The 17008-nt window shown below is 71.9% G+C and carries 17 protein-coding genes; 11 read left to right on the forward strand and 6 right to left on the reverse strand.

Going from position 1 to position 17008, the window contains the following annotated elements:
* Positions 1-67: 67 nt before the first annotated feature.
* The 7 genes from MKW14_RS32305 (at position 68) to MKW14_RS32335 (ending at position 7022) form a co-directional block, all read left to right on the forward strand.
* On the forward strand, positions 68-574 hold the full coding sequence (locus MKW14_RS32305; RefSeq protein WP_240868722.1) for a protein-tyrosine phosphatase family protein: 507 nt from the start codon (positions 68-70) through the stop codon (positions 572-574).
* 397 nt (positions 575-971) lie between these two features.
* Positions 972-1691, forward strand: coding sequence for a hypothetical protein (locus tag MKW14_RS32310; RefSeq protein WP_240868725.1), 720 nt, complete (start codon positions 972-974; stop codon positions 1689-1691).
* Positions 1688-2986: an ATP-binding protein gene (locus MKW14_RS32315; protein WP_240868728.1), complete on the forward strand. Its 1299-nt coding sequence runs from the start codon at positions 1688-1690 to the stop codon at positions 2984-2986. The genes MKW14_RS32310 and MKW14_RS32315 overlap by 4 nt, the downstream gene beginning before the upstream one ends.
* A gap of 45 nt (positions 2987-3031) precedes the next feature.
* Positions 3032-3580 carry an SH3 domain-containing protein gene (locus tag MKW14_RS32320; protein ID WP_240868731.1) on the forward strand — a complete coding sequence of 183 codons (549 nt, stop codon included), beginning with the start codon at positions 3032-3034 and terminating at the stop codon, positions 3578-3580.
* A 43-nt stretch (positions 3581-3623) separates the two neighbouring features.
* On the forward strand, positions 3624-4985 hold the full coding sequence (locus tag MKW14_RS32325) for an FtsW/RodA/SpoVE family cell cycle protein (RefSeq protein WP_240868733.1): 1362 nt from the start codon (positions 3624-3626) through the stop codon (positions 4983-4985).
* The gene (locus MKW14_RS32330) at positions 4982-6457 is read left to right on the forward strand and encodes a peptidoglycan D,D-transpeptidase FtsI family protein (RefSeq protein ID WP_240868735.1); all 1476 of its coding nucleotides are present in this window, start codon (positions 4982-4984) and stop codon (positions 6455-6457) included. The genes MKW14_RS32325 and MKW14_RS32330 overlap by 4 nt, the downstream gene beginning before the upstream one ends.
* 46 nt (positions 6458-6503) lie before the next feature.
* Positions 6504-7022: a DUF3291 domain-containing protein gene (locus tag MKW14_RS32335; protein WP_240868737.1), complete on the forward strand. Its 519-nt coding sequence runs from the start codon at positions 6504-6506 to the stop codon at positions 7020-7022.
* Between the two features lie 14 nt (positions 7023-7036).
* Here the strand turns inward: MKW14_RS32335 and MKW14_RS32340 are convergent, their stop codons facing one another.
* A complete protein-coding gene (locus MKW14_RS32340) occupies positions 7037-8146 on the reverse strand; it encodes a ferritin-like domain-containing protein (RefSeq protein ID WP_240868739.1) in 1110 nt (369 codons plus the stop codon).
* Positions 8147-8233: 87 nt separating this feature from the next.
* Between MKW14_RS32340 and MKW14_RS32345 the strand changes: the two genes are divergently transcribed.
* From MKW14_RS32345 to MKW14_RS32360, 4 genes are all read left to right on the forward strand, one after another.
* Entirely contained in the window at positions 8234-9172 is a 939-nt protein-coding gene (locus MKW14_RS32345) for an AurF N-oxygenase family protein (protein WP_240868740.1), read from the forward strand.
* Between the two features lie 35 nt (positions 9173-9207).
* A complete protein-coding gene (locus MKW14_RS32350; RefSeq protein WP_240868745.1) occupies positions 9208-9855 on the forward strand; it encodes a TetR/AcrR family transcriptional regulator in 648 nt (215 codons plus the stop codon).
* 10 nt (positions 9856-9865) lie between these two features.
* Positions 9866-10168 carry a DUF8847 domain-containing protein gene (locus MKW14_RS32355; protein WP_502628186.1) on the forward strand — a complete coding sequence of 101 codons (303 nt, stop codon included), beginning with the start codon at positions 9866-9868 and terminating at the stop codon, positions 10166-10168.
* 103 nt (positions 10169-10271) lie between these two features.
* The gene (locus MKW14_RS32360; protein WP_240868751.1) at positions 10272-11387 is read left to right on the forward strand and encodes a C40 family peptidase; all 1116 of its coding nucleotides are present in this window, start codon (positions 10272-10274) and stop codon (positions 11385-11387) included.
* On the opposite strand, the gene MKW14_RS32365 is transcribed toward MKW14_RS32360, so the two are convergent.
* From MKW14_RS32365 to MKW14_RS32385, 5 genes are read right to left on the reverse strand one after another with little or no spacing between them, the layout of a single operon-like run.
* Entirely contained in the window at positions 11360-12613 is a 1254-nt protein-coding gene (locus MKW14_RS32365) for a styrene monooxygenase/indole monooxygenase family protein (RefSeq protein ID WP_240868754.1), read from the reverse strand. The genes MKW14_RS32360 and MKW14_RS32365 overlap by 28 nt on opposite strands.
* Positions 12614-12660: 47 nt before the next feature.
* The gene (locus tag MKW14_RS32370; RefSeq protein WP_240868756.1) at positions 12661-13296 is read right to left on the reverse strand and encodes a GTP-binding protein; all 636 of its coding nucleotides are present in this window, start codon (positions 13294-13296) and stop codon (positions 12661-12663) included.
* Positions 13277-13696 carry a DUF742 domain-containing protein gene (locus MKW14_RS32375; protein ID WP_240868758.1) on the reverse strand — a complete coding sequence of 140 codons (420 nt, stop codon included), beginning with the start codon at positions 13694-13696 and terminating at the stop codon, positions 13277-13279. Before MKW14_RS32375 ends, MKW14_RS32370 begins: the two co-directional genes overlap by 20 nt.
* Positions 13693-14190, reverse strand: a complete 498-nt coding sequence (locus tag MKW14_RS32380; RefSeq protein WP_240868760.1) for a roadblock/LC7 domain-containing protein — start codon at positions 14188-14190, stop codon at positions 13693-13695. Before MKW14_RS32380 ends, MKW14_RS32375 begins: the two co-directional genes overlap by 4 nt.
* The gene (locus MKW14_RS32385) at positions 14187-16877 is read right to left on the reverse strand and encodes a sensor histidine kinase (RefSeq protein WP_240868763.1); all 2691 of its coding nucleotides are present in this window, start codon (positions 16875-16877) and stop codon (positions 14187-14189) included. The genes MKW14_RS32380 and MKW14_RS32385 overlap by 4 nt, the downstream gene beginning before the upstream one ends.
* Positions 16878-17008: the final 131 nt, after the last annotated feature.

A 17008-nucleotide genomic window follows, 5' to 3' on the forward strand; every position in this document is an offset into this window, starting at 1 on the left:
CATCGGCAAGAACCCGGTTACCTTTGAGAGCAGTTGGGCCCCACTGGAGGGGGATGGGGAGGCGTTGTTGCGTACCCGCAGGAAGCAACCCGACGTACCGGCTCCGGACGCCCCGTGGAGCGAGATCGTGCCTGGCCTGTGGATGGGCGGGCACGAGTTCCGGGGGCAGACCGGGCAACTGGAGTTCGCCGTCGTACGGGATCAGTTCGATCTCGTGCAGACCTTGCTGAGGCTGCCGGGCCACGGGCCCGACCCGGGTGTGGAGCACCATGTCTGGCCCATACCCGACGGACCGCTGGACGGCACCCAACTCGCGGGGGTCATTCGGCTGGCCCTGGCCGCGAGCGAGGCACTGGACGCGGGCCGCAAGGTCCTCGTCCGCTGTTACCACGGGTACAACCGCTCGGGTCTGGTGGTGGCGCACGCCCTGGTGCGCCGGGGCCACTCCGCCGAGCAGGCGATACGGCTGATCCGGTCCCGTCGCTCGCCGTGGGCGCTGCACAACGACCTGTTCGTCGACTATCTGCGGGCGGGGCTGCCGACGGCCCGGCTGCTGGAGGAGCTGGCCGAGTAGGGGCCCGGCGGGACGAGCGAGGAGCGCCCCGCCGACCGCCCGGCAGATCGAGGGGCCGGCCGGTAGGGGGCCTGGCAGGACGGGCGAGGAGCGCCCCCCTACCGCCCGGCAGATCGAGGGGCCGGCCGGTAGGGGGCCTCCCGGGACGGGCGAGGAGCGCCCCGCCGACCGCCCGGCAGATCGAGGAGCCGGGCGGCCGAGCCGGGAGCCATAGCGGGCCACCGAGAAGCGCGGGTAAGCGTTTCTTCGGGACCAGAGAGGAGCGCGGTAAGTGTTTCTTCGGGGCCGCCGAGAACTGCGGGTAAGCGTTTCTTCGGGGGGTCGGGTAGCGGAGGTAATCGTTTCTCCGGCCGCCTAGGGTGTATCCGGCAACCCTGCCCCCAGCCCCTGGAGCACCGTGCCCCGCACCCGCACCCGCCCCCTGCGCACCGCGCTGGCCGTCGCCCTGCTGGCGGCGGCCGCTGCGGGCTGCGGTGACGCGGGCGGGCTGCGCGGCGCGGGGACGACGCCGACCGCGACCAGCCCCGCCAAACTGTGGCCCCAGCTGTCCCCGGCCGCGAGCCCGGCCTGGGACTACGACAACGGCGAGTCCGAGGTCATGAAGGGCGTCACCGCCCCCGGCGACGACATACGCAGGGTCGATCCGGTGGCGATCGTGCGGGCCGAGATCGCCCAGCACCCGGACGACTACGTCGGCTCGAAGGCGCCGTACCGGGAGACGGCCCGCCGGATGGTGTACTGCGGCCAGAAGCCCGCGGACGAGCGGTGCCCGCTGCTCAAGGCCTACTACCGGGACGTCACCGGTGACGGGCGGCCGGATCTCACGCTGGGCTTCCGGCTGCTGCCGGGCAACCAGACCGCCGTGCGGGTCTACACCGTCCAGGCCGGCCGGGTGGTGCAGGTGATGGCCAACGACGACGCGGTGAGCGGGGTCGAGCTGGCCGGGCGCTCGGTGATCATCCACGCGCCCTCCGACCTCGCCGACTACGAGTACCGCTTCCAGTGGACCTGGGACCCCGACCAGAAGGTGATGCTGCTCACCCACGACGAGATGCTGCGCCTGGGCAAGCGCGAGCACCACCACCGCCGCTCCCCGTCCCCCTCGGCGACCCCATGACGCGGCTCGCGCTCCCCCACTGGGCCGGCACGCTCGCCGTGAAGGCCGCCGTCTTCATCACGGTGATGTGCTGCGGGCTCGCCGCGATGCTCGGCGTGCTGGTGCACGTCTCGGTGACCGACCAGACCGTCGGCCAGGCCCGCAGCCTCGCGCTCGCGCGGCTGGCGGACGCGACGAGGGCGTACCAGGCCGGGGACACGCTGCTGCCGGGGGCGGGCGTGGACCCGCCGGGGCTGCCGCGCGCGCTGCGGGAGCTGGCGTTGGCCGGGGACCGCGGCACGATGGTCTCCGACCACCACGGGCAGCCCACGATGTGGGCGGCCGGTCCCGCCGACCGGAACCGGGCGCTGGCCGTCGAGGTCGACTACGCGCAGCAGGCGCACACCATCGCCGGGCTCGACCGGTCGATCCTGTGGTCGTCCGGGCTGGCGATCGGGGCGACGCTGCTGGTGGGCGCGTTCGCGGTGACGCGGGTGACGCGGCGGCTGCACGCGACCGCCCAGGTGGCCCGGCGGATCAGCGCGGGCGACCTGGACGCGCGGGTGGGTGATCCGCGGACGAGGGACCAGAGCCGGCCACAGGACGAGGTGGCCGCGGTCGCCGCCGCGCTGGACACCATGGCGGCCTCCCTTCAGGGCAAGCTGCTGAGCGAGCAGCGGTTCACGGCGGACGTGGCGCACGAACTGCGGACGCCGCTGACGGGGCTGCACGCGGCGGCCGAGCTGCTGCCGCCGGGGCGGCCGACGGAGCTGGTGCGGGACCGGGTGGCGGCGCTGCGCACGCTGACCGAGGACCTGCTGGAGATCTCCCGGCTGGAGACCGGGCGGGAACAGCTCGAACTGGACGGCGAGGAACTGGGGGCGCTGGCCGCCCGGGTGGTGCGGGCGTCGGGGACCGACACGGAGGTCGTGGTCCTGCGGGACGCGCGGGTCGAGACCGACCGGCGGCGGCTGGAGCGGGTGCTGGGGAACCTGGTGGCCAACGCCCACAAGCACGGGCGGGCACCGGTGTCCGTCGCCGTCGACGGGGCGGTGGTGACCGTACGGGACCACGGGGACGGGTATCCGGACTACCTCGTGGAGCACGGGCCGCAGCGGTTCCGCACGGAGGGCGGGGCCAAGGGGCACGGGCTGGGGCTGACCATCGCCGTCGGGCAGGCGGAGGTGCTGGGGGCCCGGCTGGAGTTCGCCAACGCGGTGGACGGCGGGGCCGTCGCGATTCTGACGCTGCCTCAGCACGGGCCCGCTCTCCCCGATGGCGCAGTGCGACGGGCGGCCGTACCCGAGTCCTCCTAACGTGGCGATTAGTCAGTTTCGCCCCATTTATGGAGGTACTCCCCCATGTCCCTGCGCTCCACCATCACCCGCCTCGGCATAGTCGCCGCCGCCGGCGCCCTCGTCACCTCCGCCGCCGTCACCCCCGCCCTCGCCGACAACGACTGGGGCAGCGGCGACTCCGACACGGGCCGCCCGGACAACCAACAGAGCCAGCAGAGCCAACAGGGCCAGGAAAGCGGGCACAGCTGGCAGGGCCAGCAGGATCAGCAGGATCAGCAGGATCAGCAGAGTCAGGAAAGCGGGCAGGACTGGCAGGGCCAGGACAACCAGCAGAGCGGGGAGCAGGGCGGTCACGACGGCAATCACGACGGCAACCAGCGGCTCGCCCGGGGTGTCGTCACCGCGAGCGAGCTGAACCTGCGCAGCGCGCCCAACCGCGGCAGCCAGGTGATCCGGGTGGCCCACCGGGGCGATCGCGTCTCCATCTTCTGCAAGACGCCGGGCCAGAGCGTCGACGGCGACCGCCTCTGGTACCTCCTCACGGACGGCACCTGGGCCTGGGGTTCGGCCCGTTACATCGAGACCGTCGGGACGCCGCCACGGTGGTGCTGAGTCCCTGGGATCACAAGACCCACTATTTGGGTAGGTTCCGGACATGACCAACGCCGGAACCACCGTGGTACAGGCGGATCCTCCCGCCCGCGCGGTACGCCTCCCCCGGCGCCGTGGCATCGAGCTGGCCCTCATCGTCCTCGCCGTACTGCTGTCGGTGTACGGCTACTGCGCGGTGGGCCTCGCCAGATACGGCACCGTCCCGCCCGGCGCCGCCGGTTACGGCGCCGGGCTCGGCGTGCTCGCGCTGCTCGCGCATCTCGCGGTGCGGCTGCGGGCGCCGTACGCCGACCCGCTGCTGCTGCCGATCGGGGTGCTGCTCAACGGCCTCGGCCTGGTCCTGATCTACCGCCTGGACCTGGAGACCCCGGGCGACCGCGCGGCCCCCACCCAACTCGTCTGGTCCACGCTGGGCGTGACCCTGTTCATCGTGGTCGTCCTCATGCTGCGCGACCACCGCTGGCTCCAGCGCTACTCCTACGTCTGTGTCGCCGCCGCCCTCGTCCTGCTTCTGCTGCCGATCCTCTTCCCGGCGGTCAACGGCGCCCGGATCTGGATCCGGATCGCCGGGTTCTCCATCCAGCCGGGCGAGTTCGCGAAGGTGCTGCTGGCGGTGTTCTTCGCCGCGTACCTGGCCGCGAACCGCAGCGCGCTCGCGTACACCGGCCGCAGGATCTGGTTCGTGCGGCTGCCCACCGGCCGCGTCCTCGGCCCGATCCTCGCCATCTGGCTGCTGAGCGTCGGCGTCCTGGTCCTGGAGCGCGACCTCGGCACGTCGCTGCTCTTCTTCGGCCAGTTCGTCGTCCTGTTGTACGTCGCCACCGGCCGCACCGGCTGGATCGCGGTCGGGCTGCTGCTGGCGTGCCTGGGCGCGGTCGCCGTCGGCCGGCTGGAACCGCATGTGCACAGCCGGGTGGAGGACTGGCTGCACCCCTTCGCCTCCATCGACGCGGGCCTGGGCCCGGGCCAGCTCGCCCAGTCGCTGTTCGCCTTCGCGGCGGGCGGCGTCCTCGGCACCGGACTGGGCCTCGGCCACTCGGTGCTGATCGGCTTCGCCGTCAAGTCGGACTTCATCCTGGCCACGGCGGGCGAGGAGCTGGGCCTGGCGGGCCTGTGCGCGATCTTCCTGCTCTACGGCCTGCTGGTGGAGCGCGGCTACCGGGCCGGCCTCGCCCTGCGGGACCCCTTCGGCCGGCTGCTCGCCGTGGGCCTCGCCTCTCTCATCGCGCTCCAGGTCTTCGTCATCGCCGGCGGAGTGACCGGTCTGATCCCGCTGACCGGCATGGCGATGCCCTTCCTGGCCCAGGGCGGCTCGTCGGTGGTCACCAACTGGGCGACCGTGGCGCTGCTGATCCGGGTGAGCCACACGGCGCGCAGGGAGTACGACGGCGAGGTCGCCCCATGACCCGCCACATCCGGCACGCGGCCGGCTTCTGCGCCCTGCTGCTGCTGGCGCTCCTCGTCAACGCGGCCCGCGTGCAGGTCGTCCAGGCCGGTTCCTACGACGCCAACCCGGCCAACCGCCGCGTGGCCATCGCCCGTTACGGCCAGCCCCGCGGCGACATCCTGGTGGCGGGCGAGCCCGTCACCGGCTCCCGGGACTCCGGCCAGCAGCTGCGCTACGAACGGACGTACGTGAACGGGCCGTTGTACGCCCCGGTCACCGGCTTCGCCTCGCAGGAGTACGGCACCACGCTACTGGAGCACGCCCAGGACGGGGTCCTGTCCGGCACCGACCCGTTGCTCACCCCGCTCCCGCTGTGGCACGGCCTCACCCGCTCGCTCAGCCCCGGCGGACACGTCGTCACCACCCTCGACCCGGCGGCCCAACAGGCCGCGTACGAGGGGCTGGACGGACGCAAGGGCGCGGTGGCGGCGGTGGAACCGTCCACGGGCCGCATCCTGGCCCTGGTCTCCACGCCCTCCTACGATCCCTCGGTCCTGTCCGGGAACGCGGCGGCCACCGAGCGGTCCTGGGAGCGGCTGAACTCCGACCCCGACAAGCCGATGCTCAACCGGGCGGTACGGCAGACGTATCCGCCGGGCTCCACCTTCAAGGTCGTCACCGCCGCGGCGGCGCTGGACGCGGGGGTGGTCACGGACCTGGACCGGCCGACGCGGTCACCGGACCCGTACCGGCTGCCGGGGACGCGGACCTGGCTGATGAACGAGGGCGACGGCTGTGCGGACGCTCCGCTGCGGGACGCCTTCGAGTGGTCGTGCAACACGGTGTTCGCCAAGCTGGGGGTGAATGTCGGGGTCACCGGCATGACGAGGACGGCCCAGGCGTTCGGCTTCAACGACCGCGCCCTGCGGGTGCCGTTCTCGGTCGCGCGCAGCACCTTCGACACCTCGGTCGACAAGGCGCAGCTGGCGCTGTCCTCGATCGGCCAGTACAACACGCGGGCGACGCCGTTGCAGATGGCGATGGTCGCGTCGGCGGTCGCCGACGGGGGGCAGCTGCGGGAGCCGTACCTGGTGGAGCGGACGACGACGGCCGACGGGCGCACCGCGTGGACGGCGGGTCCGCGTGCGGTGCGCCAGGTGATGCGCCCGGAGACCGCGGATCTGATGAAGGAGCTGATGGAGGGCGTGGTGACGGAGGGCACCGGCACGAACGCCGCGATCCCCGGCGCGATCGTCGGCGGCAAGACCGGCACCGCGCAGCACGGGGTCGGCAACGCCGGTACGCCGTACGCCTGGTTCGTGTCCTGGGCGCGGCGCGAGGAGGATCTGACGCCCAGGGTCGCGGTGGCCGTGGTGGTGGAGGACGGGTCGGCGCACCGCGGGGAGATCACCGGGGGCGGGGTGGCGGCGCCGATCGCCCGGGCGGTGATGGAGGCGGTGCTGAACTCCCGCTCGGGGTCCGGTGGTTGAGACGGGGGGTGTCGGAGGCCGAGCGCACCGACCTAACGTTCGGTACATGACGACGACACCGGAAGCCGCGTACCGACTCGCCCAGGTCAACATCGCCCGGCTCAAGGCACCGCTGGACTCACCGCAGTTGAAGGACTTCGTCGACGCCCTCGACCCCGTGAACGCCGACGCGGACGCCGCCGACGGGTTCGTCTGGCGACTGCAGGACGAGTCCGGTGACGCGACGGACGTGGCCGTCTTCGGCGACGAGTGGCTGATCATCAACATGTCGGTGTGGCGGGACATGAAGGCCCTCACGACGTTCATGTACCAGGGGCGCCACCGCGAGATGCTGGCCCGGCGGAGGGAGTGGTTCGAGCGGGTCGCGGAGGCGATGACGGTCCTGTGGTGGGTCCCGGCGGGCCACCGCCCCACGGTGGCCGAGGCGGAGGAACGTCTGCTGCATCTGCGTACCAACGGCCCGACGCCGTACGCCTTCACGCTGCGCGCGACGTTCCCGCCGGCCCCGGGCGACCCGCGTCCGCTGACCGGAGAGATCCCCGAGGCCCTGGGCTGCTCGGTCTAGCCCGGCGGTCACCGTCAGGCCTCGACCGCGCCCGCCTCGATCGCCCCCTCCACCTCCGCGACCCGCTCCCGCTCCTCCGCCGCGAAACGCTCCGCGTCCAGTTTCTCCGCGATCTCCTCGTCCTGGGCCATCAGCAGGTCCAGGTTGGAGTCGCCCATCTCGAAGACGCCCATGTCGACATAGGCCTGCTGGAGGCGCTTGCCCCACAGGCCGATGTCCTTGACGCACGGGACGATCCGGGAGAAGAGCAACTGGCGGAAGAGCGCCAGGAACTCGGACTTCTCGCTGTACTCCTCCGCCTCGGCCGTCGGGATGCCGAAGTTCTCCAGGACCTCGACCCCGCGCAGCCGGTCGCGCATCAGGTAGCAGCCCTCGATGACGAACTCCTCGCGTTCGCGCAGTTCCGCGTCGGTGAGCTGCTTGTAGTAGTCGCGCAGGGCCATCCGGCCGAAGGCGACGTGCCGGGCCTCGTCCTGCATGACGTAGGCGAGGATCTGCTTCGGCAGGGGCTTGGTCGTGGTGTCGCGGATCATGCCGAAGGCGGCCAGCGCCAGGCCCTCGATGAGCACCTGCATGCCCAGGTACGGCATGTCCCAGCGGCTGTCGCGGAGCGTGTCGCCCAGCAGCGACTGGAGGTTGTCGTTGATCGGGTAGACCATCCCGACCTTCTCGTGCAGGAACCGGCCGTAGATCTCCGCGTGCCGGGCCTCGTCCATGGTCTGGGTCGCCGAGTAGAACTTGGCGTCCAGGTCCGGCACCGACTCCACGATCCGCGCCGCGCAGATCATCGCGCCCTGCTCACCGTGGAGGAACTGGCTGAACTGCCAGGACGCGTAGTGCTGTCGCAGCTCCCCGCGCTCCTTCTCGCTCATCTTCGCCCAGTACGGCGTCCCGTACAGCGACATGGCCTCGTCCGGGGTGCCGAGCACGTCGTGCGGATCGACCTCCAGGTCCCAGTCGATGCGCCGCTGACCGTCCCACTGCTTGTCCTTGCCCTTCTGGTAGAGGGCGAGCAGGCGTTCGCGGCCGTCGTCGTACTCCCAGCTGAAACGGGCCGCGCCGGACGCGGGGACCTGCCAGAGGTAGTCACCGGGGTCGTTGCTGTACAGCTCATGGGTCGGCATACCCCGCAGGCTCACATGTAGACGCCGAGTCAACAAGTCCCGCACAGGGGATTGACGGGCTTGCTGACAGGCAGTCTCATAAGTGCCATGACGACTCTCACGGAAGCAGACGCACTCGACGGCCTGCGCGACGCCCTCGGGCTGCTCAAGGACCGCGAGCAGGTCGCCGAGCGGCTCCTCGCCTCCTCCGCGAAGCACTCCTTCGACCCGGACGAGGAACTGGACTGGGACGCGCCCTTCGAGGAGGGCAAGTGGTTCTGGCCGCCGGAGCTGGTCTCGCTGTACGACACGCCGCTGTGGAAGCGGATGGGTGAGGAGCAGCGGATCCTGCTGTCGCAGCACGAGGCCGCGGCGCTCGCCTCGCTGGGGATCTGGTTCGAGATCATCCTGATGCAGCTGCTGGTGCGGCACATCTACGACAAGGCGGCGACGAGCGCGCATGTGCGGTACGCGCTCACCGAGATCGAGGACGAGTGCCGGCACTCGAAGATGTTCGCGCGGCTGATCTCACAGGGGGGCACGCCCTGGTATCCGGTGGCCCGGGCGCACCAGCATCTGGGACGGCTGTTCAAGACGGTCTCCACGACCCCCGGGTCCTTCACGGCGACGCTGCTCGGGGAGGAGGTCCTGGACTGGATGCAGCGGCTGACGTTCCCGGACGAGCGGGTCCAGCCGCTGATCCGGGGGGTCACGCGGATCCATGTCGTGGAGGAGGCGCGGCATGTGCGGTACGCGCGTGAGGAGCTGCGCCGGCAGATGGTGACCGCGCCCCGGTGGTCGCAGGAGTTCACGCGGGTGACGTCCGGGGAGTTCGCCCGGGTGTTCTCGGTGGCCTTCGTCAATCCCGAGGTCTACACGAATGTGGGGCTGGACAAGCGGGAGGCGCTGGCGCAGGTGAGGGCGAGCGGGCATCGGCGGGAGGTCATGCAGACGGGCGCCAGGCGGCTGACCGATTTCCTGGACGACATCGGGGTGCTGCGGGGGGTCGGGCGGCGGCTGTGGAAGAGCTCGGGTCTGCTGGCTTGAGGCGGCGGGCGCGGCCTGCGATTACGCTGCACTGCATGACTCCCGCCGCCCCCGCCTATCGACGGCTCAGTGTCGAGGAGCGACGAAGCCAGCTTCTCGACGCCGCCCTCGGTCTCTTCGCGCACCGCGCCCCCGAGGACGTCTCCCTCGACGACGTGGCCGAGGCGGCCGGGGTCTCGCGTCCCCTGGTCTACCGGTACTTCCCCGGCGGCAAGCAGCAGCTGTACGAGGCCGCGCTGCGGTCCGCCGCGGACGAGTTGGAGCAGTGCTTCGACGAGCCGCGGGAGGGGCCTCTCCTCCCCCGGCTCTCCCGGGCCCTGGACCGCTATCTGGCCTTCGTCGACGAGCACGACGCCGGGTTCAGCGCACTGCTGCAGGGCGGCAGCGTCGTGGAGACGTCCCGGACGACCGCCATCGTGGACGGGGTGCGGCGGGCCGCCGCCGCGCACATCCTCGGCCACCTCGGTGTCACCGCGCCCGGGCTGCGGCTGCGGATGACCGTGCGGATGTGGATCACGGCGGTGGAGGCGGCCTCGCTGATCTGGCTCGACGAGGACAAGCAGCCCCCGGTCGAGGAGCTGCGGGACTGGCTGGTGGAGCAGTTCGTGGCCGTGCTGTCGGTGACGGCCGCCCGGGACACCCAGACCGCGGCGCTGGTGCGGGCGCTCGCGGAGGATGTCTGACACTGGTGCCGTGAAGAGCGAACCGACCCCCTTCGAGGGTGGCCCCATGGACGGCCGGGTGCTTCCGGTGCTGGTCGGGGCGACCGGGCAGCCGCCCAGGATCTACCGCATCCCGGTGCCGGACCCGGCCGGCGGTCCCGGCACCGTGCTGGTCTACCGGCGCGTGGCGCGCGGGCACAGCAAGCGGCTCGGCATCCAGCAGGGGTGGAAGTACGAGTACGACCCGGAGAGCAGGGACACCGGCCGGCTGAAGTGGCCGTGGTCCAAGCCGGACGCCACGCCGGGCGGCAAGCCGGAGAACACCGACGGGTGACGGGATTGCGCCGAACCGCGCACACTCGGCACGCGCGGCACGCGCGGACGTCCGAAGCTCGCGGTGCGGGGCAGAGGGGCTGGCCCGCACCGGAGGTGATGACGTGTCAGGAAGGCTTCTGCGTCTGGTGTGTACGGCGGCCGTGGCGGTCGGCACCGTCCTCGCGCCGCTGCCCGCCGCGGCCGTGCCCGAGCCGGGCGGGCGGTCCGTCCCGGAGCTGCTGACGGATCTTCAGCGGCAGTACCGGGAGGCCGAACAGGCCACGGAGACCTATGACGCGACCGAGGAGAGGCTGACGAAGCAGCGGGCCGAGGTCGAGCGGCTGGACAAGGAGCTGGCCCGCACCCGGATCTCCCTGGACGACAGCAGGCGCGCGGCCGGGCGGCTGGCGCGGCTGCAGTACCAGAACAGCACGGAGATCTCGTCGTACGTCCGGCTGCTGCTGGCCCGTGATCCGCAGCAGGCGCTCGACGAGGGGCATGTCATCGGGCAGGTGGCGCGGGAGCGGGCGCGGACGCTGGAGCGGCTGGCCGGCGCCGAGAAGCGGGCCGACGAACTCGCCCGCCGGGCACGCAAGGCCCTGGACGACCAACTCGCCCTCGCCGAGCGGCAGAAGAAGGACCGGGACGAGGTGCACAAGCGGCTGAAGGACGTGGAGAAGCTGCTGGTCTCCCTCACCCCCGAACAGCTCGCCGCCGTCGCCCGGTTGGAGAAGGACGGGGTCGACCGGGCGCAGCAGCGGTTCCTCGCGTCGGACGCGCCCGGCGACGACGGCAAGCCCTCGGGCGGGGCCGGCCGGGCCGTGCGGTACGCCGTGCGGCAGCTGGGGAAGCCGTACCGGTGGGGTGCGCAGGGCCCGGCGTCGTACGACTGCTCGGGCCTCACGTCACAGGCGTGGCGGCACGCGGGAACGCCCATCCCCCGCACGAGCCAGGAACAGTGGGCCCGGCTCCCGAGGGTCCCCCTGAACCGGCTGCGCCCCGGCGACCTGGTGCTCTACTTCCCGCAGGCCACGCACGTGGCGCTGTACGTGGGGAAGGGCATGGTGATCCAGGCCCCGAGGACCGGTGAGCAGATCAAGGTCTCCCCCGTCGCGTCCTACCCGATCCTCGGAGCCGTCCGCCCGGACGCCGCCCGGCGGCCCGCCAAGGAGGCGCGGTATGCGGGGGCGTCCGGACCGGCGCCCGCGGGTCAGGCGCCCGCGACCGACGCCAGATAGGCCTCGGCCTTCTGCGGTTCGTAGAAGAAGTTCTCGAAGTCCGCCGGGTTGTCGAAGCCGTTGGCGAAGCGGTCGGCCACCGGCTGGAGCTGGCCCGCGGCTCCGATGAGGTTGAGGATGTGCTCCGGCGGCGGGGCGAGCATGGCGTTGGTCCACTTGGTGACGTGCTGGGCGGTGTCCCAGTAGCGGTCGAATGTGGCGCGCATCCAGCTCTCGTCGAACTCCTTCTCCCCCTGCTCCAGGATGGACGCGAGGTACGAGGCGGCGCACTTGGCGGCGGAGTTGGAGCCCTGGCCGGTGATGGGGTCGTTGGCGACGACGACGTCCGCCACCCCGAGGACCAGACCGCCGCCGGGGAGACGGCCGATGGGGTTGCGGACGGTCGGGGCGTAGCGGCCGGCCAAGGTGCCACCGGCGTCGGTGAGTTCGACCTTCGTGGCCCGCGCGTACTCCCAGGGGGTGTACCGCTCCATGAGTTCCAGGGTCAGGGAGAGGTGCTCCGCCGGGTCCTTGACGCCGTTGAAGACGTCGAGCGGGCCGCCGGGTATGCCCTCCCAGAACAGGATGTCGGCCGGTCCGGAGGTCGTCAGCGTCGGCATGACGAACAGCTCGCCGACCCCGGGGACCAGGTTGCAGCGGACGGCGTAGTAGTCCGGGTGCTCCGGACGCGGGCCCAGACCGTGGACGTAGGAGACGGCGAGGGCGCGCTGCGGCTCGCCGTACGGCGAACGGGACGCGTCCCGGCCGAACATGGACACCAGCTCGCCCTTGCCCGCCGAGACCAGCACCAGGTCGTAGGTACGGGAGAAGTAGTCGAGGTCGGAGACCGCCGCGCCGTGGATGACCAGCTGACCGCCGCGCTGGGCGAACGTCTCCATCCAGCCGGCCATCTTCACCCGCTGGTCGACCGACTGCGCGTACCCGTCGAGCCTGCCCACCCAGTCGATCGCCCGTGCCGCCGGGCCCTCGGCCCAGGAGCCCGGGGCCGCGACCGAGACGCCGAGTCCTTCGATCTTCGGGGCCTGGGACTCCCAGAAGTTCAGCTGGAGATCGCGCTCGTGCTGCAGTGCCGTGTGGAACATGCACTGCGTCGACATGACCCGGCCGGAGCGGATCTCGTCCGCGGTCCGGTTGGACATCAGGGTGACCTCGTACCCGTGCGACTGAAGGCCGAGGGCGAGCTGGAGACCGGACTGGCCGGCTCCTACGACGAGTATCTTCCGCATACCGGGGCTGTTCTCCTACTCGGGGGACTGCTGGACTGCTCGGTGGACTACTCGGGGGTTTCGTCCAGCGCGTGGGCGACCAGGGACAGGAGGGTCTCGATCGCCGAGATCCTGCGCCGCGCATCCATGATCATGACAGGTACGTGCGCGGGGATCGTCAACGCCTCCCGCACGTCCTCCGGTTCGAAGCGCTCGCTGCCGTCGAAGTGGTTGACCGCCACGACGTACGGCATCCCGCAGCTCTCGAAGTAGTCCAGGGCGGGGAAGCAGTCCTTCAGCCGCCGGGTGTCCGCGAGGACGACCGCGCCGATCGCGCCGCGCACCAGGTCGTCCCACATGAACCAGAACCGCTGCTGGCCCGGCGTGCCGAACAGGTAGAGCACCAGGTCGTCGTCGAGGGTGATGCGGCCGAAGTCCATGGCCACGGTGGTGGTCAGCTTGCCGGGCGTGGCGGTGAGGTCGTCGGTGTCCTCGCTCGCCTCGGTCATCAGCGCCTCGGTCTGCAGGGGCGTGATCTCCGAGACGGCGGTGACCAGGGTGGTCTTGCCCACACCGAAGCCTCCCGCCACGACTATCTTCGTGGCGATGGGGGCGCGGGTGCGGTCCGTCTGCCAGGACTGCAGGTTCTCGTCGGGGTCGACGTAGGAGGCGACGCCGACGGCGTCAGAGACGACGGAGTCCACTCAGCACCCTTTCCAGCAGAGCGCGGTCCGGACGGCCCGTGCCGTGACCGGTACCTGTTCCGTACACGCGGATCTTTCCCTGGTCCGCGAGGTCGCTCAGCAGCACGCGGACCACGCCGAGCGGCATCTTCAGCAGCGCGGCGATCTCGGCCACCGTGCGCATACGGCGGCACAGTTCGACGATGGCCCGCATCTCGGGCATGACCCGGCTGCTGAGCGAACCGTTCGTCAACTCCTTGCGCTCCTCGGGAGCCTCCAGCGCCGCGACGAACGTCTCCACGAGGAGGACGTGGCCGAAGCGGGTGCGGCCGCCGGTGAGCGAGTAGGGGCGGACGCGGGCGGGCTTGCGGTCGCCGCCGCGCACGGGGAGCGTCTGCTTGCGCTGTTTGTCGAGGGTCATCGGGGGCTCCCGGCGGACTCCTGCTCCAGGGATTTTCGCAGCTCGCTGCGGAGCTCGGGGGTCAGCACATGGCCGGCCCGGCCGACGAACAGCGCCATGTGGTACGCCACCACGCTCATGTCGCAGTCGGCGGAGCCGTGCACGCCGAGCAGGCTGCCGTCGCTGATCGACATCACGAACAGGCTGCCCTCGTCCATGGCGACCATCGTGTGCTTCACGGCGCCGGAGTCCATCAGCTTGGCGGCGCCGACGGTGAGGCTGCCGATGCCGGAGACGATGGTCGCGAGGTCGGCGGAGGAGCCCCGGGGGCCGGTGCGCCTGGTCTGCGTCTTGGCCTCCTGGTTGCGTCCCGGGTCCGAGGACAGCAGCAGCAGGCCGTCGGAGGAGACCACGGCGACGGACTGGATGCCGGGCACCTCCTCGACGAGGTTCGTCAGCAGCCAGTGCAGATTGCGGGCTTCAGTGCTCAGTCCGAAGGTACTGGGCGCGGTCAACTGCTTGCCTCCTCGACGGTGCCCCCCGTGGCTGGTGTCCTGGTCTGACCTGTCTCTTCGGCGATCTCCGCGGCCACGTCCCGGTAGCCGGCCTGCGCGCCGCGGCGGAATCCGCCGAGCCTTCTGCGGAGGGCCTCGGCGTCGACGGAGCCGGTGCGCTGGCGGGGCGGGGCGGTGGGTGCGGTGATCTTCGGCGTGCGCTTGGGGAGGCCCTTCGACGTCAGGACGTCGGGGGTGTGCTCGTGGGTCCCCTCGGCGTCGTCGGCGGCGGGCGCGGGTCGGGGGACGGGCGCGTCCGCCTGGTGCTCGGGGCCCGTGTGGGTCGGGTCCGGTTCTGCCGGGCGGGGTGGGAGCAGCAGCTCCATCGTGGTCTCGGCGGGGCGCTGCGCCGGCACCTCCCGTGCCGGCTCCGGCTCCTCCTCGACGTCCTTCTCCTGCACGGCGTCCTTCTCCTGCACGGCCTGCTCGGCGAGGGCCACCAGCGGGTCCGCCGAACGGCTGTGGAGGACGTTGGAGTTGGCCTCCGCGTCCGCGCCCGGGAGGGAGAAGGTGTGGGTGACCGGGGAGGTCGTGGAGGCGGGGACGGCGGTGGTCGGCGCCGGGGACAGCAGCGGCTTCGGCAGCACCGCCACCGCCGCCACCCCGCCCTGCTTCTGGTCGCGCAGCTGGACGCGGACACCGTGGCGGTGGGCGAGGCGGGCCACGACGTACAGGCCGAGGCCGAGACCCTCGTCGCCCTCCTGGTCGTACGGCGTCTCGGGGTCGAACGCGGCGAGGCGCGCGTTCAGGCGGGTCATGCGGTCCGGGGTCATGCCGATGCCCTCGTCCTGCACGGAGAGCATGACCTCGCCGTTCTCCAGGAGCCAGCCGGAGACCTCGACGGGGAGGTCCGGCGGGGAGAACGACGTGGCGTTCTCCATCAGTTCGGCCAGCAGGTGCGAGAGGTCGTCGGCGGCGAAGCCCGCCACATGGGCGTGCGGGGGCAGCGCCGCGATGCGGACGCGTTCGTAGCGCTCGATCTCGCTGACCGCCGCGCGGACCACGTCCACCAGCGGGACGGGACCCGCGCTCTGCTGGACGTGTTCGGTGCCGGCGAGGACCAGCAGGTTCTCGCTGTGCCGGCGCATGACCGTGGCGAAGTGGTCGAGCTTGAAGAGGGTGGAGAGGCGGTCGGGGTCCTGCTCGCGCTCCTCCAGGCCCTCGATGACGGTGAGCTGGCGCTCCACCAGGCCGAGCGTGCGCAGCGCCAGGTTCACGAACGTGCCGCCGATGCTCTCCCGCAGCCGCTCCAACTGGGCGGCGGAGTCGTCGAGTTCGGCACGGAGTTCGGCGCGGGCGTCGGCCATCTTCTGCCGCTGCCCGACCAGGTGCTTGCGGTCGGTCTCCAGCGTGGCGATCCGCTCGTGCAGCGCGGCGGCGTGCGCGTGCAGGGCGTTGACGGAGCGGACGACCTGGGCGAACTCGTCGTTGCGGCCCGTGAAGGTGACCGGTTCCTCGGCGGCGGGGATCTCGGCCTCCGCGAGCCGGGCCGAGCCGCGGCGCAGGACCGACAGGGGGCGGGTGAGCGAGCGCGCCATGGCCGTGGCGACACCGACGGCGACCAGCGTCAGCGCGGCGAGGACGGCGACGCGGATCTCCAGCGCGGTGACGTCGTCGTCGCGCAGGTGGGCGAGGTCCTTGGTGCGGCGGTCGTAGAGCGCGGACTCGACGCCGCGCATCATGTCGACGCGGGCGGACAGCGCCGCGTCCACCTTGGTCGCGCTGGTGTCCAGGTCCGAGGAGGAGAGCGTCGGCTGGTCGGTGAGGCTCGCCAGGTACTTCTCGGCGGAGTTGACCTCGGAGCCGGTGACCGTGGTGTCGTACGAGGTCAGGGCCGCCTTGGGGGCGGTCTCGTGGAAGTCGGCGAGCGCCGCGTCGGCGCGCAGCCGGGCCTGCTGGGCGGCTGCGGTCAGGGCGTCGCGCGTCCTGGCGTCGGCGCCCGTGGAGGTGGTCTCGGTGACCGGCAGGCCGGTGAGGGGGCTGATGACCGTCCGGGTCGTCGTCGGCACGTTCAGCGCGGCCACCAGCAGCCCGCGCGCGGCGGCCGACTCCTGTACGGCGGAGTCGAGCTCGGCGAGGGAGTGGGCGCCGGAACCGGCCCGGGGCGGGGTCCGCTCGGCCAGCCGGTCGGCGAGCCGGTGCAGGTCGCTGATGACGGCGGAGTAGGCGTCGTGCGTCTGCAGGGCGCTGTTCTGGCCGGTCAGGGCCGCGCGGCGCAGTCCGGCGATGCCGTCCAGGTCGCCGCGCAGGGAGGCCGGCGCGTCCGGGTCGGTGCGCAGCTCCTCGACCTGCCGGTCCACCCGTGAGCTCTGCTGCTCGGAGGGCGCCTTGGACTTGGGCCGTCCGGCCGCGACGTAGGAGGTGACCTGGTCGCGCTCGTCGGCGAGCGAGTGCGCGAGGGCGAGCGCCTTCTCGGTCTGTCCGGAGAGGGTCACCAGGTCCTGGGAGTCCTTCAGGTCGCCGGAGGCGGCGAGGACCGAGGGTGCCCCGGCTCCTGCGACGGCGGCGGCCACCACGGCCACGGCCACGATGAGCCGGTTGCGTACGTGCGTGGGACGGCCCTTGCCGGTGACAGTGGCGGGGACGGGCTCCGCACCCGCTCCGGAGGCCGTCTGCTTGCCTGTGCGACGAGGCCGCGTCTTCTGCACCGGTGCTCGCATTCCTGACTCGTGCCTGTTCATGGGGTCCGGGTGACGCTCCGTCGGCTGCGGCGGACTGTGCGTACACCTGGTACGGTTCCCGACCCTCCCAGTGCCGGTGGGCAGGGGCCGCGCATCAC

The organism is Streptomyces gilvus (assembly GCF_022513565.1).
GTDB lineage: Bacteria > Actinomycetota > Actinomycetes > Streptomycetales > Streptomycetaceae > Streptomyces > Streptomyces gilvus.

Bases quoted from the DNA above. Each gene is read 5' to 3' on its own strand.
- MKW14_RS32315 (WP_240868728.1), top strand. From the start codon at position 1,688: ATGACGCGGCTCGCGCTCCCCCACTGGGCCGGCACGCTCGCCGTGAAG.
- MKW14_RS32320 (WP_240868731.1), top strand. From the start codon at position 3,032: ATGTCCCTGCGCTCCACCATCACCCGCCTCGGCATAGTCGCCGCCGCC.
- MKW14_RS32325 (WP_240868733.1), top strand. From the start codon at position 3,624: ATGACCAACGCCGGAACCACCGTGGTACAGGCGGATCCTCCCGCCCGC.
- MKW14_RS32330 (WP_240868735.1), top strand. From the start codon at position 4,982: ATGACCCGCCACATCCGGCACGCGGCCGGCTTCTGCGCCCTGCTGCTG.
- MKW14_RS32335 (WP_240868737.1), top strand. From the start codon at position 6,504: ATGACGACGACACCGGAAGCCGCGTACCGACTCGCCCAGGTCAACATC.
- MKW14_RS32340 (WP_240868739.1), bottom strand. From the start codon at position 8,146: ATGCCGACCCATGAGCTGTACAGCAACGACCCCGGTGACTACCTCTGG.
- MKW14_RS32345 (WP_240868740.1), top strand. From the start codon at position 8,234: ATGACGACTCTCACGGAAGCAGACGCACTCGACGGCCTGCGCGACGCC.
- MKW14_RS32350 (WP_240868745.1), top strand. From the start codon at position 9,208: ATGACTCCCGCCGCCCCCGCCTATCGACGGCTCAGTGTCGAGGAGCGA.
- MKW14_RS32365 (WP_240868754.1), bottom strand. From the start codon at position 12,613: ATGCGGAAGATACTCGTCGTAGGAGCCGGCCAGTCCGGTCTCCAGCTC.
- MKW14_RS32375 (WP_240868758.1), bottom strand. From the start codon at position 13,696: ATGACCCTCGACAAACAGCGCAAGCAGACGCTCCCCGTGCGCGGCGGC.